Annotated in this window: 13 protein-coding genes and 1 pseudogene; 9 read left to right on the top strand and 5 right to left on the bottom strand. The window is 71.9% G+C overall.

Going from position 1 to position 16,359, the window contains the following annotated elements:
* A pseudogene (locus C3492_RS41590) lies at positions 1 to 226 on the bottom strand (FG-GAP repeat protein); the annotation flags it as partial.
* Between the two features lie 918 nt (positions 227 to 1,144).
* Here C3492_RS41590 and C3492_RS41580 point away from each other — a divergent pair.
* A complete protein-coding gene (locus C3492_RS41580) occupies positions 1,145 to 1,822 on the top strand; it encodes a GAP family protein (protein ID WP_103817772.1) in 678 nt (225 codons plus the stop codon).
* A 39-nt stretch (positions 1,823 to 1,861) separates the two neighbouring features.
* Here C3492_RS41580 and C3492_RS41575 read toward each other — a convergent pair whose 3' ends face one another.
* A complete protein-coding gene (locus C3492_RS41575) occupies positions 1,862 to 2,353 on the bottom strand; it encodes a MarR family winged helix-turn-helix transcriptional regulator (protein WP_103817771.1) in 492 nt (163 codons plus the stop codon).
* Positions 2,354 to 2,440: 87 nt separating this feature from the next.
* Here C3492_RS41575 and C3492_RS41570 point away from each other — a divergent pair, with 87 nt between their 5' ends.
* From C3492_RS41570 to C3492_RS41535, 8 genes are all read left to right on the top strand, one after another.
* Positions 2,441 to 2,824 carry an HGxxPAAW family protein gene (locus tag C3492_RS41570; protein WP_103817770.1) on the top strand — a complete coding sequence of 128 codons (384 nt, stop codon included), beginning with the start codon at positions 2,441 to 2,443 and terminating at the stop codon, positions 2,822 to 2,824.
* Positions 2,825 to 3,049: 225 nt separating this feature from the next.
* Entirely contained in the window at positions 3,050 to 3,922 is an 873-nt protein-coding gene (locus C3492_RS41565; protein ID WP_103817769.1) for a DUF2797 domain-containing protein, read from the top strand.
* Between the two features lie 94 nt (positions 3,923 to 4,016).
* Positions 4,017 to 4,757: a response regulator transcription factor gene (locus tag C3492_RS41560; RefSeq protein WP_165951592.1), complete on the top strand. Its 741-nt coding sequence runs from the start codon at positions 4,017 to 4,019 to the stop codon at positions 4,755 to 4,757.
* Positions 4,754 to 6,355 carry a HAMP domain-containing sensor histidine kinase gene (locus C3492_RS41555; protein ID WP_219822136.1) on the top strand — a complete coding sequence of 534 codons (1,602 nt, stop codon included), beginning with the start codon at positions 4,754 to 4,756 and terminating at the stop codon, positions 6,353 to 6,355. Before C3492_RS41560 ends, C3492_RS41555 begins: the two co-directional genes overlap by 4 nt.
* Before the next feature lie 14 nt (positions 6,356 to 6,369).
* Positions 6,370 to 7,872: a bifunctional glycosyltransferase family 2/GtrA family protein gene (locus tag C3492_RS41550; RefSeq protein ID WP_103817766.1), complete on the top strand. Its 1,503-nt coding sequence runs from the start codon at positions 6,370 to 6,372 to the stop codon at positions 7,870 to 7,872.
* Positions 7,869 to 10,049, top strand: coding sequence for a glycosyltransferase family 39 protein (locus tag C3492_RS41545; protein WP_103817765.1), 2,181 nt, complete (start codon positions 7,869 to 7,871; stop codon positions 10,047 to 10,049). The genes C3492_RS41550 and C3492_RS41545 overlap by 4 nt, the downstream gene beginning before the upstream one ends.
* Before the next feature lie 62 nt (positions 10,050 to 10,111).
* Positions 10,112 to 11,497, top strand: a complete 1,386-nt coding sequence (locus C3492_RS41540; protein ID WP_181140829.1) for an MFS transporter — start codon at positions 10,112 to 10,114, stop codon at positions 11,495 to 11,497.
* A gap of 69 nt (positions 11,498 to 11,566) precedes the next feature.
* Positions 11,567 to 12,325 (top strand): TetR/AcrR family transcriptional regulator, encoded by a 759-nt coding sequence (locus C3492_RS41535; protein ID WP_181140833.1) that lies wholly within the window; start codon positions 11,567 to 11,569, stop codon positions 12,323 to 12,325.
* 36 nt (positions 12,326 to 12,361) lie between these two features.
* On the opposite strand, the gene C3492_RS41530 is transcribed toward C3492_RS41535, so the two are convergent.
* The 3 genes from C3492_RS41530 to C3492_RS41520 all read right to left on the bottom strand — a co-directional run bounded on the left by C3492_RS41530 (position 12,362) and on the right by C3492_RS41520 (position 16,357).
* Positions 12,362 to 12,829 carry a PPOX class F420-dependent oxidoreductase gene (locus C3492_RS41530; protein ID WP_103817763.1) on the bottom strand — a complete coding sequence of 156 codons (468 nt, stop codon included), beginning with the start codon at positions 12,827 to 12,829 and terminating at the stop codon, positions 12,362 to 12,364.
* 68 nt (positions 12,830 to 12,897) lie between these two features.
* Positions 12,898 to 13,719, bottom strand: a complete 822-nt coding sequence (locus tag C3492_RS41525; protein WP_103817762.1) for a YceI family protein — start codon at positions 13,717 to 13,719, stop codon at positions 12,898 to 12,900.
* Between the two features lie 103 nt (positions 13,720 to 13,822).
* Positions 13,823 to 16,357: an MFS transporter gene (locus tag C3492_RS41520; protein WP_103817761.1), complete on the bottom strand. Its 2,535-nt coding sequence runs from the start codon at positions 16,355 to 16,357 to the stop codon at positions 13,823 to 13,825.
* Positions 16,358 to 16,359 lie beyond the last annotated feature (2 nt).

Genomic DNA, 16,359 nt, shown 5'->3' with positions numbered 1-16,359 from the left:
ACGCACTGAGACCTGTCTTCGTCCCGTACATCACCGCCATGTACCCCTCCGCCGCGATGGCGAGGTCACCGTAGCCGTCCCCGTTGAAGTCGGCCGACCTGCCGGCCGCCGACGCCTTGTGGGCCGGCACCGCACCGGCAGGCCCACCTGCGGCCAGGACGACCGTGCCCACCGACACGACCGTGGCGGTGGCCAGCACGGCGGCCAGTCTTCGAACCCTGCGCATACGTCCGCCCTTTCGTACCGCATCAGCCCATGGACATCTGCCGTTCAGATCAAGGCTGCGCCACAGGAGACTGCCAAAGGCAGCGAACGGTTGTACGACAGCGGGCGTCGGCAACCGACAGCAGCGCAGTACAGCAGCCCCGGTAACCAGCCGTGATCGGCAACCACTGCAAAGGACCACACGGCAACCTCTGTGACCCTCGTTGACCTGTCTCTCCAGAGCTACGGATCAGAAGGCTGCAGGTTCGAATCCTGCCGAGTGCGCACAGACAAGAGGCCCCGGAGCGATCCGGGGCCTCTCGCGTTTCAGGGGCGAGTTGCCCCGGGCCTGCTCGGGGGGAGTCCGTCCTGGATCTCGTCCGGGTCCTGCACCTCGACGCCAGGCGTCTAGGGGACGAACTGTGCTGCCATGACTTCGGCCTCTCCTCGGAGAGCGAGACCGGGCCACAGGGATGGGGTTTCGCTTCAGTCCTCCAGTTCGGCGAGCCGGCGCAGGGCACGCAGACCCGGCACGAAGCAGTACCCGCCGCCGCGCGTGACCACGAAGCTGGGCAGGTTCCGCAGGCGGCGCCGGACCGGCTCGCCGGGAAGGCTGACGCTGCCGGTTCCGTCGTGATGGCCGGTCGTGATGGCCGGTACCGGGTCCGGCTCGCCGGGGCAGTCATGACGTTGCCGTCACCGCGCGAGCCGGGGCCGCCGAGGACAGATCGAGCCGGGCGCAGGAAGATGGGACCGGGCGGTACGTACCGGGCACGGGGTTGTCACCTTCCCGGTCCGCCTGTTTCCCCGAGGCCGTGAACCCGCGGCGCGACCTTCCGCACGAGAACCCCTCGCGCCGGGCGGGCGGCGGGAGCAGTCGCCTCCCCCGCCGGACCGTCGCTCGACGGGGCCGCCACCCTGACCCCAGCTGGAGGCAGCCATGGGCGCAGTTCTCGGTGACGTGCTGGGTTTCGCGGCCGGTGTCGCGGTCAGCCCGCTTCCGGTCATCGCCGTCATCCTCATCCTGGCCACGCCCCGGGGACGTCTCAACGGAATCCTCTTCACCGTCGGCTGGCTCCTCGGACTGTCGGCACTGGGCGCCGTGATGCTGGCGATCGCCTCCCCGGCGGGTGCCTCGGCGCACAAGCACCCGGCCACCTGGGTGGGAGCCCTCAAGCTCGCGCTCGGCCTGCTCCTCCTCCTCTTCGGCGCCCGTCAGTGGCGGCGGCGCCCGAAGGATCCCTCGCAGGCGAAGCTGCCGAAGTGGATGGGCGCCATCGACCGCCTCACTCCGGTCAAGGTCTTCGGACTCGGCACGGCGCTGGCCGCGCTCAACGCCAAGAACGCCCCGCTGACCATCGCCGCGGGGGCCGCGATCGGCTCGGCCGGCCTTCCGGTCGGGCAGCAGATCGCATCACTGGCGGTCTTTGTCGTGATCGCCACGCTCGGCCTGCTGGTCCCGCTCGGCGTCTTCCTCCTCGGAGGAGCACGGGCCAGGACCACGCTGGCGAACTGGAAGGACTGGGCAGCTCAGCACAATGTCGCCGTGATGGCCGTCCTGTTCTTCGTTCTGGGGCTGAAACTGCTGGGGGACGGCATCTCCGTCCTCACCTCCTGACGGGCCGGGCCCGGCACTTCGCAGCCGCGTGTCCCGGGGTCAGCACTCCTCGGCCGGGTCGTTGCGGTTCAGCTTCTCGAGGTATTCGTGGGCCAGGGCCGTGGCGCGGGTGAACCAGTCGGTGATGATCGCCAGTTCCTCCGGGGAGTAGTCGGAGAAGAGGGCCGTCAGTCGCTTGTAGTGGCCCGCGTACACCGCCTCGACGCGGCTGACGGCGTCCGGTACGGCGGCCACGCGGACCCGGCGGCGGTCGGTGGGGTCGGGCCGGCGGGTGACGTAGCCGGCGCGTTCGAGGCGGTTGAGGATGCCGGTCACCGCGCCCGTGGTGACGTGGGCGCGGGCCGCGAGGTCGCCCGCCGTCAGCAGTTCGTCGCCGGCCTCCAGGACGAAGGCGAAACAGGTCAGGTCGGTGACGTTCAGTCCGAGCCGCCGGGCCAGCTCCTGCTGTCCGATGAGGTGGGCGGCGATGAGGTGGTCCATCGCCGACAGCGCCTGGGCCGGAGTGGCGGGCGGGCGCGGCGTGCCGTGCATCTTTCGCAATCCCTTAGTTCGTGAGATATTAGGAGTGTAAATTTCTTAGCCCGTGAGAGAACTGGGTCGTCCCCTGGAGGCGGTTCCATGAGTCTGTACGACGAGGGTCACACGATCGCCGGCTGGACCGGCGTCGCCATCGCGACCGTGGGCAGCGCCGTGGTGGGGCTGGGGGTCTGTACGGCCTCGCTCCCCGTGGTCGGTGCCGGGCTGGCCGTGGTGGCGGTGAGCGTCCTGGTGACCTGGGCCCTGCACCTGTCCGGCTGGGGCAAGCCGCCCGGGGTGCGGCCGCGCGAACAGTGGGGCATGCGGGTCCGGGACGCCCAGGCGCGGCAGGGGCACGCGGAGTGCGTCGGGTGCCGGCTGGCGGGGCGGGGGCGGAAGCGGTCGGCCGACGCACCTGCCTCGGTGTCGGCCCCGGCGCCGGGTGCGGTTCCTGCCGAATCGATCCCTCTGTCCCCTGTCGAGTGAACGGGCTTTCTTGCCAACGACCACCTCGGCCGGGTCACCGACCACCTCGGTTCCCTCGCCGACCGCGCCGGTGGTGCGCACGCGCTGATCAAGCGGGGCTGCATGCGCCAGTCGGGAGTGGGGGCCGGGGGGACGCCGGTGTACGTGCTGCCGTAGCCGAGCACCGGAAGAAGGCCCGAAGTCGCCCACAGCCGTTGTCAGACCCACCCTCTACCCTCACGAGTGATGGCACAGGTCTGGAAGTGCGCGGGGCTGCGGTGGGCGGCGGGCGGTCCGGTGCTGGAGTGGGACGGCGGGCGGCGCAGTGCGCTGCCCCGGGGGAAGCGGGTCGCCTTCGCGGTGCCGGAGGGGGGAAGGCGTACGTGTGTGGGGGCGCGGGGGCATGTCTGTCCGGTGCGGGCCGCCGTGCCGGGGCGGAGTACGGGGGCCCGGTGCGAGGAGTGCGCGCGGCTGGACCGGGCGCACTCCGTGGCCGCCGACACGATCGCCGACGATCCACGGCCGTACCGCGTGTATCTGGCGTGGTTCGGGCCGGGGATGGTGAAGGTCGGCATCACCGCCGTCGAGCGGGGGCCGGCGCGGCTGCTGGAGCAGGGCGCGGTCTGTTTCAGCTGGCTCGGTACCGGTCCGCTGATGGCCGCCCGGCGCACCGAGGAGCTGTTGCGGGCCGCGCTGCGGGTGCCGGACCGGATTGCGTACGCCGAGAAGCGGGCGGTGCGGTCGGCGCTGCCGGGGACGGAGGCGGAGCGGGCCGCCGAGGTGCGCGAACTGCACGCGCGGGCCGTCGCGCTCGCCGGGTGGCCGGAGTCCCTGCGGCCCGAACCCTGCGAAGTGGTCGACCACGTAACGGTTTTCGGGCTCGGTGCGGGGCCGGAGGCGTTCGGGGAGGTGGTCGAACTCGTTCCCGGCGGGGGCGTGAGCGGTGAGCTGGTCGCGGTTGCCGGGCCCGATCTCCATCTGGCGGCCGGTGCTCGCGGGGTCGTCGTGCTGGACACGCGGCTGATGACCGGCTGGGAGCTGGTGCCGCCGGAGTCGGTGGCGGCCGGATGCGCCTTTCCCGTAAGGGAGTTCAGGAGGGAACCGGACGGGTTGTTCTGACCCGGGTGTTCCCTGAGGGACGCCTGTGCGTTTCTCAGGGAAATCACAGATTCGTGAAAGCGTGTTCTCAGAGGGCGCCGACAAGGTGTCCATCATGACCACGACCTCGCCCCAGGGGCGCACCGAACTGCTGAGGCCGGACGGGAGCCCCGTCCGCGTGCTGGTGGTGGACGACGAGATGTCCATCACCGAACTGCTGAGCATGGCTCTTCGTTACGAGGGCTGGCAGATCAGGAGTGCGGGGGACGGGCAGGGGGCCATCCAGACGGCCCGTGAGTTCCGGCCCGACGCCGTCGTGCTCGACATGATGCTGCCGGACATGGACGGGCTGAGCGTCCTCGGCCGGCTGCGGCGTGAGCTGCCCGATGTGCCGGTCCTCTTCCTCACCGCCAAGGACGCGGTGGAGGACCGTATCGCCGGGCTCACCGCCGGCGGGGACGACTACGTCACCAAGCCGTTCAGTCTCGAAGAGGTCGTCGCACGGCTGCGCGGGCTGATCCGCCGGTCGGGGGCCGCCGACCGGCGGTCCGACTCCGTGCTCGTCGTGGGCGATCTGACCCTGGACGAGGACAGCCACGAGGTGTCGCGCGGCGGCGAGAACATCCATCTGACCGCCACCGAGTTCGAGCTGCTGCGCTTCCTCATGCGCAACCCCCGGCGGGTGCTGAGCAAGGCGCAGATCCTGGACCGCGTGTGGTCGTACGACTTCGGCGGGCAGGCCAATGTGGTCGAGCTGTACATCTCCTATCTGCGGCGGAAGATCGACGCCGGGCGGGAGCCGATGATCCACACCCGGCGGGGGGCCGGTTATCTGATCAAGCCCGCCGCGTCATGAGCGGACGGCGACGGACGGGTCCGCAGCGGCGGCGGAGGCGACGGGCCGGACAGCCGCGCACGCTGCGGACGCGGCTCGTCGTCGCGTCCGTGACGCTGATCGCCGTGGTGTGCGCCGTGATCGGCACGGTCACCACGCTGGCGCTGCGCTCGCACCTGTACGAACAGCTGGACGGGCAGGTGGCGGAGGCCGGCAAGCGCCTGTCGGGGCCCATGAAGCCCGGCGGCATGAGCGACTCCGGGCTGACGGACCGGCTCACCGGCTTCGTCAAGGGGCCGACGCAGCCGGAGACCATCGCCGCCGAGGTCGGGCCCGACGGCACGGTCACCCGGGCGGTCATCGCCAGGGGGGCCTCCGACGGCGGCCCGTTCCAGCGCAACGACGCCGTCGCCCTCAGCGACGAGCAGAAGGCCGCCCTGAACAAGGTGCCCACCAGGGGCACGCACACCGTTGCCGTCCCGGGCCTGGGCGAGTACCTCGCGCGGTACGTCACCGGAGCCGAGGGCACCTACTACGTCGCCCTGCCGACCGAGACGGTCGGCAACACGGTCAACACCCTCATCCTCGTCGAGATCAGCGTCACCGCCGCCGGTCTCGTCGCCGCCGCCATCGCGGGGTACGTGCTCGTCGGCGTCGCCACCCGCCCCCTCCGCAGGGTCGCCGCCACCGCCACCCGGGTGTCCGAACTCCCCCTGCACAGCGGCGAGGTGAACCTCAGCGAGCGGGTCCCGGAGGCGGAGTGCGATCCGCACACCGAGGTCGGGCAGGTCGGTGCCGCGCTCAACCGCATGCTGGACCACGTCCACGGCGCCCTGCACGCCCGGCAGCAGAGCGAGACGCGGGTACGGCAGTTCGTCGCCGACGCCAGCCACGAGCTGCGGACGCCCCTCGCCTCCATCCGGGGGTACGCCGAGCTGACCCGGCGCGGCCGGGAGCAGGTCGGCCCCGACACCCGGCACGCGCTGGGGCGGATCGAGTCGGAGGCGGGGCGGATGACCCTGCTGGTGGAGGATCTGCTGCTGCTCGCCCGGCTGGACGCCGGGCGGCCGTTGCGGTTCGAGCAGACCGATCTCGTACCGCTCGTCGTGGACACCGTCAGCGACGCCCGCGCGGCCGGCATGGACCACGTCTGGCGGCTCGAACTGCCCGACGAGCCCGCGCCGGTGTCGGCGGACGCGGCCCGGCTGCAGCAGGTGCTGGTCAACCTGCTGGGCAACGCCCGCAATCACACGCCGCCCGGTACGACGGTCACCGCGCGGGTGCGGCGGCGCGGGCCGTGGATGTGCGTGGACGTCGAGGACAACGGGCCGGGGATCCCGGCGGAGCTGCTCCCGCACGTCTTCGAGCGGTTCGCCCGCGGGGACTCCGCGCGCTCGCGCGCCACCGGGTCCACAGGGCTCGGGCTCGCGATCGTGCAGGCGGTGGCCGCCGCGCACGGTGGTGCCGTCACGGTGGACAGCGTTCCCGGCCGCACGGTGTTCACCGTGCACCTGCCCGCCCTCGGCCCGGCCGAGCCCCGGCCGGAGCCCGGAACGAGCGGGCGATCGGACTCACAGGCACAGCACAGTGCCACCACATGGGTGCGACAGGGCAGTTGAGAAAAGTCGGTGCCATGCGAACCGACTCTTCTCCCGGCACCCTGCCGGCGCGGGAGCACCTCCCGGCCGCAGACGCCGGAACGCCTGTCCTGGACGTAGTGATCCCCGTCTACAACGAGGAGAAGGACCTTCAGCCGTGCGTCCGCAGACTGCACGAGCACCTCACGCGCACCTTCCCGTACGCGTTCCGCGTCACGGTCGCGGACAACGCGTCCACGGACACCACCCCGCTGGTGGCGGCACGGCTGGCGGCGGAGATCCCGGAGGTCCGCAGCGTCCGCCTGGAGCAGAAGGGGCGGGGGCGGGCGCTGCGGACCGTGTGGTCGGCGTCGGACGCCCCGGTCCTCGCCTACATGGACGTCGACCTGTCCACCGACCTCAACGCCCTGCTGCCGCTGGTGGCACCGCTGATCTCGGGCCACTCCGACCTGGCGATCGGCTCCCGGCTCGCCCGCACCTCGCGGGTCGTGCGCGGCCCCAAGCGGGAGTTCATCAGCCGGGCCTACAACCTGATCCTGCGCGGCTCGCTCCAGGCCCGGTTCTCGGACGCGCAGTGCGGGTTCAAGGCGATCCGGCGCGATGTGGCGCAGGTGCTGCTGCCCCTGGTGGAGGACACCGGGTGGTTCTTCGACACGGAGATGCTGGTGCTCGCCGAGCGGGCCGGGCTCAGGATCCACGAGGTGCCGGTCGACTGGGTCGACGACCCCGACTCCACCGTGCACATCGTGCGGACCGCCACCGACGACCTGAAGGGCGTGTGGCGGGTCGGCAAGGCGCTGACCACCGGTTCGCTGCCGCTGGACCGGCTGACCCGGCCCTTCGGTGACGACCCGCGCGACCGCGAACTCACCGACGTGCCCCGGGGACTCGCCCGCCAGCTGGTCGGCTTCTGCGTGGTCGGCGTCCTGTCGACCCTCTTCTACCTGCTGCTGTACAGCCTCTTCCGGCAGTTCTGCGGCTCCCAGCTCGCCAACGCGCTCGCGCTGCTGGTCTCGGCCGTGGCCAACACGGCCGCCAACCGCCGGCTCACCTTCGGGGTGCGCGGCCGGGGCGGCGCGGTACGGCACCAGGCGCAGGGCCTGGTCGTGTTCGGCATCGGTCTCGCGCTGACCAGCGGTTCGCTCGCCGCCCTGAACGCGGCCACGCACAGCCCGGCGCACTCCACCGAGCTCGCGGTGCTCATCGCGGCCAATCTGGCGGCCACCGTGCTGCGGTTCCTGCTCTTCCGCGCCTGGGTCTTCCCGGAGCGGAGGGAGTCCCTTTCGACCCCGGTGGCCACCACGCACACACCGTACGTACCGGCCCACCGTACGACGGCTCCGTACGTACCGGCCGACCGCGCGCCGGCTCCGTACGCACCGCTCCCGCAGCGGCCGGTCGCGCCGCCGCAGCCGTGCCGGACCACTCAGTTCCGCGCCGATGAGGCCGCGGACGGCAACTGGAGCGGCGTCACCGACGCGACCACGCGGTCGCAGCCGGTGCGCCCTCATGACACCGACCCGGGGGATGCCCGATGACCACGCACTACGACCCGCCGACGACAGAGCACGGCGCCGCGGCCGACTGGGGCCCGCCACCGACCGCGCCCCCGCGGGGCCCCCGGGCCGGTGAGCCGAGGCAGCCGTTCGTACGGAGACTGTGGCGCGGCCGGCCCGAGGACCCCCGCTGGGTCCGCCCGGCCCTCCTCGGCCTGCTCGCCACCACCCTCGTGCTGTACCTGTACAACCTCAGCGCCTCCGGCTACGCCAACTCCTTCTACTCCGCGGCCGTCCAGGCGGGCAGCAGGTCCTGGAAGGCGTTCTTCTTCGGCTCGCTGGACGCGGGCAACGCGATCACCGTGGACAAGCCGCCGGCCTCGCTGTGGCCGATGGAGCTGTCGGTCAGGGTCTTCGGCCTGAACTCGTGGGCGATCCTGGCGCCCGAGGTGCTGATGGGCGTGGCGACGGTCGCCGTCGTGTACGCGGCCGTGCGCCGCCGGTTCAGCCCGGTGGCCGGCCTGATCGCTGGCGCGGTGCTGGCGCTCACGCCGGTCGCGGCGCTGATGTTCCGGTTCGACAACCCGGACGCGATGCTGGCGCTGCTGATGTCGGTGGCCTGCTACCTCGTCGTCCGGGGCCTGGAGGACGGCCGTACGAAGTGGCTGGTGTGGGCCGGGGTCGCGATCGGCTTCGCGTTCCTCGCCAAGACGCTCCAGGCGTTCCTGATCCTGCCGGCGCTGGCGGTCGTGTACGCGGTCTGCGCGCCGGTGTCCTTGCGGAAGCGGTTCGGGCAGCTCGCCGCGGCGACGCTCGCGCTGGTCGTCTCGGGTGGCTGGTGGGTCGCGGTCGTCGAGCTGTGGCCGGCGTCGTCCCGTCCGTACATCGGCGGCTCGCAGAACAACAGCTTCCTGGAGCTGACCTTCGGCTACAACGGGCTCGGCCGTCTCAACGGCGAGGAGACCGGCAGCGTGGGCGGCGGCGGTGGCGGCGCGGGCGGCTCCGGCATGTGGGGCGAGACCGGCTGGGACCGGATGTTCAACTCCGAGATCGGCGGCCAGATCTCCTGGCTGCTGCCCACCGCGCTGATCCTGCTCGTCGCCGGCCTGGTGGCCACCCGCAAGGCCCGCAGGACGTCCGTCACCCGCGCCTCGTTCCTGGTCTGGGGCGGCTCGCTGCTGATGACCACGGTGGTGTTCAGCTACATGGCCGGCATCTTCCACCAGTACTACACCGTGGCGCTCGCCCCCTACCTGGCCGCCGTCGTCGGCATGGGCGCCGGGCTGCTGTGGGAGCGGCGGCGGGAGCCGTGGGCGTCGATCGCGCTCGCCGCGTCCGTGGCCGCCGCGGCGGCCTGGGGGTACGTCCTGCTCAACCGCACCCCCGACTATCTGCCCTGGCTGAAGTGGCTGGTCCTGATCGGCGGGCTGACCGCGGCGTTCGGCCTGGTCTTCGCCGGCCGGATCTCCCGGCAACTGGCCCTCGGCGCGGCGGCGGTCGGTCTCGTGACCGCGCTGGCCGGGCCCACGGCGTACACCCTGAGCACGCTCCAGGAGGGGCACACCGGTTCGATCGTCACGGCCGGCCCGGCGGGCGCGAGCGTGATGGGCGGCCGGGGCGGGGGTCCCGGTGGCGGTCTGCGGGGCGGCTTCGGCGGCGGGATGCCGGGCGGACAGGGGCAGCGGAACCAGCAAGGTCAGCAGGGCAACGGCTTCCCGGGCGGCGGTGGCTTCGGCGGGGGCGCCCCGACGCAGCAGGGGCAGCAGGGGCAACAAGGCCAGCGGAACGGCAACGGCTTCGGCTTCCCCGGCGGCCGGACGGGCGAGGGCGGCCGGGGCGGCGCCGGTGGCGTCGGCGGTCTGCTGAACGGCGCGAGCGTGTCGTCCGAGGCCAAGAAGCTGCTGGAGAAGGACGCCTCGCGGTACACCTGGGTCGCCGCGTCCGTCGGCTCGCAGAACGCGGCCGGCTACCAGCTCGCGACCGGCGATCCGGTGATGGCGATCGGCGGCTTCAACGGCACCGACCCGTCCCCGACGCTCGCCCAGTTCAAGGAGTACGTCGAGGAGGGGAGGATCCACTACTTCATCGCCGGCGGTGGCATGGGCGGCGGCAACAGCGGCACCGCCTCGCAGATCAGCTCGTGGATCCAGAGCACCTTCAAGAAGGTGACGGTGGGATCGGCCACGTTCTACGACCTCACGCAGAAGGCGGGTGACTGAGGCGGCCGGCTGACCGGGAAACGCGTTGTACACCGTATAGCGGCGGCTATACGGTGTACGGCATGTCCACCGCCCAAGGCCACCCCCGACGCTGGCTGATCCTCGGCGTCATCTGTCTCGCGCAGCTCACCGTGCTGCTCGACAACACGGTCCTGAACGTGGCCATCCCCTCCCTCACCCGGGAACTCCACGCGGAGACCTCCGACATCCAGTGGATGATCAACGCGTACTCCCTGGTGCAGTCCGGCCTGCTGCTCAGCGCGGGAAGCGCCGCCGACCGCTACGGCCGCAAGAAGATGCTGATCGCCGGGCTCGCCCTGTTCGGCCTCGGTTCGTTCGTGGCCGGACTCGCCGGCAGCACCGGTCAGCTCGTCGCCGCGCGGGCCGGGATGGGCATCGGCGGCGCGCTGCTGGTGACCACCACGCTGGCCGTGGCGATGCAGATCTTCGCCCCCGAGGAGCAGCCGAAGGCGATCGGCATCTGGAGCGCCGTCAACGCGCTGGGCTTCGCCGGCGGCCCGCTGATCGGTGGCTTCGTGCTCGCCCACTTCTGGTGGGGCGCGATCTTCCTGATCAACGTCCCGGTCGCCGCGCTCGGCCTGGCCGCGGTGGTGGCGCTCGTACCGGAGTCGAAGAACCCACGGGGTGACCGGCCGGACCTGCCGGGCGCGGTGCTGTCCACCATCGGCATGGCCTCGCTGGTGTACGCGATCATCTCGGGGCCGGAGCACGGCTGGACCTCGGCGCGCGTGCTCGGCACGGCGGCCGTGGCGGTGCTCGTGCTGAGCGCCTTCGCCTGGTGGGAGAGCAGGACCGACGAGCCGATGCTCGACCTCCGCTTCTTCCGGGACCCACGCTTCACGGGCGCGGTCGCCGGGGCCGTGCTCATCGTGTTCGGGATGGGCGGCGCGCTGTTCCTGCTGACCCAGCACCTCCAGTTCGTGCTCGGGTACGAGCCGCTGGAGGCCGGCCTGCGGACCGCTCCGCTGGCGCTGACCGTGGTGGCGCTCAACTTCACCGGGCTGTCGGCGAGGTGGTCGGCACGGCTGGGCACGCCGGTGTCGATCGCGCTGGGGATGGTGTGCATGGCCGGGGGCCTGGTGTCGATCGCGGAGGTTGACTCCGGGGGGTACGTGGGGACGCTGCTCGGGCTGGTGCTGATCGGCGCGGGATGCGCGGTGGCGAACCCGGCGATGGCACACGCCGTCATGAGCGCGATTCCCCCGGAGAAAGCGGGGGTCGGGGCCGGGATCAACGGCACCCTCGCCGAATTCGGGAACGGGCTCGGGGTGGCCGTACTGGGCGCGGTGCTCAGCTCTTCGGTCGCGTCGGGGGAGTCCTTGTCCGCCGGGCTGGGGGCCGGTCAGCTGGTGGGGGCCGTGGCCGTGCTGGTCGGGGGGTTCGTGGCAGCGGGGCTGTTGCGGCGGGCGGAGCGGGTGTCCGCCTAGTGGCCCGGGCCGGTGGGTAGTCGTGCCCCTTAGGTTGGAACCGTGAGCGGAATCGAGGAAGGGCCGCCGGTGACGAAGCAGGCAGGTCGGTCGGCGCGGGACAGCGTGTGGCTGGAGGGCAGGGCCCGGCGCGGTGGGCGCAGTGGGCAGCCGTCCGGGCTGGACCGGGAGCGGATCACCGCGGCATCCGTGCGGCTGCTGGACGCCGAGGGCCTCGCCAAGTTCTCCATGCGGCGGCTGGCGGCCGAGCTGAACGTCACCGCGATGTCCCTGTACTGGTACGTCGACACCAAGGACGACCTGCTCGAACTCGCCCTGGACGCCACCTACGCCGAACTGCGGCTGCCCGACCCGGAGAACGCGGACGAGGACTGGCGGGAGCAGTTGCGCGCGCTGGCCACCGCGTACCGGGCGCTGCTGGTCCGCCACCCCTGGCTGTCCCCGCTGGCCGGGCGTTTCCTCAACATCGGCCCGAACTCCCTGGCGTTCTCCCGGGCGGTCCAGCGGGTCGTCCGCCGGGCCGGGCTGCCCTCGCACGGGGTGACCGGGGCGATCTCGGCCGTCTTCCAGTTCGTGTACGGCTTCGGCACGATCGAGGGTCACTTCCTGACCCGGATAGCGGACACCGGGCTGAGCCCCGACGAGTACTTCGAGCAGGCCATGTCCATGGTGGACGAGGTCCCCGGTACCGCCGACGTGATGAAGGAGTCCAAGGACCTCATGGCGGCGCGCGGCGGCGACACGGTGGCCGAGATGCTGGACCGCGACTTCACCTTCGCCCTGGACCTGCTGATCGCGGGCATCGAGGCGATGGTCACCCGCGGCTGACCGCCCCGACGGGGCCGCACCGTCCCGGGACGGCGATTACCCGGACACGAGCCGTGCCGGGAACCCGCCGGTGGCGACCGGGCCCCACCGTTCGGGGGTCACCCGGATGATGGACTTGCCCTGCTTGACCATTGCCTGGCGGTACTCGTCCCAGTCGGGGTGTTCGCCGGCGATGTTGCGGTAGTACTCGACCAGCGGCTCCACCGAGTCGGGCGTGTCGATGACCTCGGCCGTGCCGTCGATCTGGACCCAGGGGCCGTTCCAGTCGTCGCTGAGGACGACCAGGGCGACCCGGGGGTCCCGCTTGGCGTTGCGGGTCTTGGCCCGCTCGGGGTAGGTCGAGACGACGATCCGGCCGGAGTCGTCGACGCCGCAGGTCAGCGGGGACGCCTGGGGGGAGCCGTCGGACCGGCGCGTGATCAGCAGGGCGCGGTGCCGGGGGCGTACGAAGTCCAGCAGCTCGTCCAGCGACACACGGGTGTTGGTAGCGATGTTCGGTGCCATGGGGGCAGCCTAGGGGCAGCGGGTGCCCCGGTGGCTGACCCTGCTGTGCCTATGTCCACGGCCCGTGCCTACGCCTGGGGCAGGGAGTCCCCCTGGACCGCCTGGATGTCCAGCTCCACCTTCAGCGTGGTGCCGATGGCGGCGATGCCCGCCTGAAGGACCTGGTTGTAGTTCATCGCGAAGTCCTCGCGGTGCAGTTCGGTGGTGGCCCGGAACGCGGCGCGGGTGCCGCCCCACGGGTCGGCGCCGGTGCCCAGGTAGGCCAGGTCCAGGTCGACGGGTCGTACGACCCCGTGCAGGGACAGCTCGCCGTGCACGGTCCAGCGGTCGGAGCCGGCCTGTGTCAGTCCCGTGGAGCGGTAGGTGATCTCGGGGTGGTTCTCGACGTCGAGGAAGTCCGCGGAGCGCAGGTGCGTGTCGCGCATGCCGTTGCCGGTGTCGATGGACGCGGCCCTGATCACCGCCTCCACGCGGGACTTGGTGACGTCGTCGGGCGCGATCTCGATCGTGCCGCCGAACTCCGTGAACCGGCCGTGCACGCTGGAGATGCCCAGGTGCTGGGCGACCGCGCCGACGGAGGAGTGGGCCGGGTCGATGGTCCAGGGGCCGGGCGGCGGCAGCTCGGTGCCGCCCTGCCGGGCCAGTGTGACCGTGCCGACCTCGGCCCGGCCGCTCGCGGTGACGATCGCGCTGGACGCGGCGGGCGCGTAGCCGACGGCGGTCACGATCACGGTGTACGCCCCCGGCGCCAGCTCGGTGGTGTCCCGTACGGCCCCCTCGGTGTCCGCCTCGGCCCGCAGCACCTGCGTGCCGGTCATGTCGGTCACCGTGACGACCGCGTGCGACACGGCCCACCCGTCCCGCGTACGGATCTTCGCGGTCAGTCCCATCCCGTTTCTCCCTGAAAAAAGCTCAAAAATTGGTCGTATGAGACCGGCCCGTGGCGGGCGCGCCCTCCGCTCAAGGCGCGCGCCGCCACGGGCCGGGGCCGAACTACTCGCCGGGATGGGCGAGTTCGATGTCGTGGCCGTCGACTCCGGTGCCGGAGACGGTCAGGGCCGTCGCCACCGGCGGGTAACCCGTGGCGATGACGGTGTACTCGCCGCTGTCCAGGTCGGTGAAGGCGTACGCCCCGTCCGTGCCGGTGGTGGCGGTGCCGACCACGTTGCCGGCCTGGTCGACCAGGGTCACCCGGGCGTCGGCCAGCGGGCCGTGCGGGGCCCGGACGACACCCTGGAGCCGGGCGCCGGCGTCCAGGTCGACCTCGATCCGGGTGACCCCGGTGGCGCCGACCTCGACCGGCAGGGCGCGCGGCCGGAACCCGCTCGCGTTGACCGCGACGGTCACGGTGCCGGGCACCAGGTCGGTGAGGGCGAAGTCGCCCTGCTCACCGGTGGCGGCGGTGGCCAGCAGGTCACCGCGCACATCGGTGACGATCACCATCGCGTCCTTGACCGGCAGCGCGCTGCCCGCGGCCCGGACCACACCGGTCAGCCCGCTGGTGCCGCTGAGCAGGATGTCGTACGACAGCGGTTCCTCGCCCACCACGACGGTGGAGGCCTGCGGCTGGTAGCCGTCGGCGGAGGCGATCAGGACGTAGCTGCCGGTGCCCGGGGCGTCGAGCCCGTAGGAGCCGTCGGCCTGGGCGACCGCGCGGCCCAGCTGGCGGCCGGACAGCGAGATCAGGGTGACCGCGGCCTGCGGGACCGGGGCGCTCTCGGCGCCGCGGACGAAGCCGTGCACCGGGGTGCCGCCGGAGCCGCCGGGCTCGGCGATCGTGGCGACGGCCGCCATCGGCCGGGTGGCGGTGGCCGTGCCGTCGGAGCCGGCCTCGGTGGAGGCGGCGACCGCGGCCGGGACCGGTGCGGCGACGGGGGCCTGGGCCTCGGCGACGGCCGGCGCGGCGGCCGGGTCGGTCACGGGGGCCTCGCCCTCGGCGGCCTGTGCGAGCGCGCCCTTGGTCTTCAGCGGGACCTCCTTGATGAACAGCGTGATCAGGAAGGCGATGGCGGCGAGGCAGCCGGCGATCAGGAAGACGTCGGCGATGCCGTGGCCGTAGGCGCTCTCCAGCAGCGTCCGGATGGGCTTCGGGAGCGCGTTCATGTCCGGGATGCTGTCGGTCGAACCGGAGCCGCCGGCCAGGGCCTTCTGGTACTTCGGGCTCAGGTCGGCGACGCCGTCCTGGACGTAGTGGGTGATCCGGCGGGACATCACGGCACCCAGCGCGGAGACGCCGACCGCACCGCCGAGGGAGCGGAAGAAGGTGACCGTGGAGCTGGCCGAACCGAGGTCGGCGGGGGAGACCTGGTTCTGCGTGGCGAGGACCAGGTTCTGCATCATCATGCCGATGCCGAGACCCAGCAGCGCCATGAAGACGGCCATCTTCCAGTAGGCCGTGTCGTACCGGATGCCACCGAGCAGCAGCAGGCCGGCCGTGACCAGCACACCACCGCTGACCAGCCACGCCTTCCAGCGGCCGGTGCGGGTGATGAACTGACCCGAGACGGTCGAGGAGACGAACAGGCCGCCGATCATCGGGATGGTCAGGACGCCCGACATGGTCGGGGACTTGTCACGGGCCAGCTGGAAGTACTGGCTGAAGAAGACGGTGCCGGAGAACATCGCGATACCGACGAACAGCGAGGCGAGCGACGCCAGCGTGATCGTGCGGTTCCTGAACAGGCGCAGCGGGATGATCGGCTCGCTCGCCTTGGACTCGACGAGCACGAACAGCGCGCCGAGGACGATCGAGCCGCCGACCATCGCGTAGGTCTGCCAGGACAGCCAGTCGTACTTGTCACCGGCGAAGGTGACCCAGACCAGCAGCAGGGAGACGGCGGCGGAGATGAGGGTCGCGCCGCCCCAGTCGACCTTGACCTCCCGCTTGACCACGGGCAGGTGCAGGGTCTTCTGGAGCACGATCAGCGCGAGGACGGCGAAGGGGACGCCGACGTAGAAGCACCAGCGCCAGCCCAGCCAGGAGGTGTCGGTGATGACACCGCCGAGCAGCGGGCCGCCGACGGTGGCGACGGCGAAGGTGGCGCCCAGGTAGCCGGAGTACCGGCCGCGCTCACGCGGGGAGATCATCGCGGCCATGACGATCTGCGCCAGGGCGGACAGACCGCCGACGCCGATGCCCTGGAACACCCGGAAGGTGATGAGCATGCCCGGGTTCTGCGACAGACCGGCCGCCATCGAGGCGACCACGTAGATGATCAGGGCTATCTGGACGAGAGCCTTCTTGCTGTACAGGTCGGCGAGCTTGCCCCACAGGGGAGTGGCCGCGGTCATCGACAGCAGAGCGGCGGTGACCACCCAGGTGTAGGCGGACTGGCCGCCGCCGAGGTCCCCGATGATGTGCGGCAGGGCGTTGGAGACGATCGTGGACGACAGGATCGCCACGAACATGCCGAGCAGCAGCCCGGACAGTGCCTCCATGATCTGCCGGTGGGTCATCGGGGCGTCGCCGTGGGAGCCTCCCCCGTGCTTGGCGTGAGCCCGCACACCGGCTGGTGTGGTCGTTGCCATGG

It is taken from the genome of Streptomyces sp. Ru62 (assembly GCF_002920615.1).
Classification (GTDB): domain Bacteria; phylum Actinomycetota; class Actinomycetes; order Streptomycetales; family Streptomycetaceae; genus Streptomyces.
This window is presented reverse-complemented; position numbering and strand designations above follow the sequence as displayed.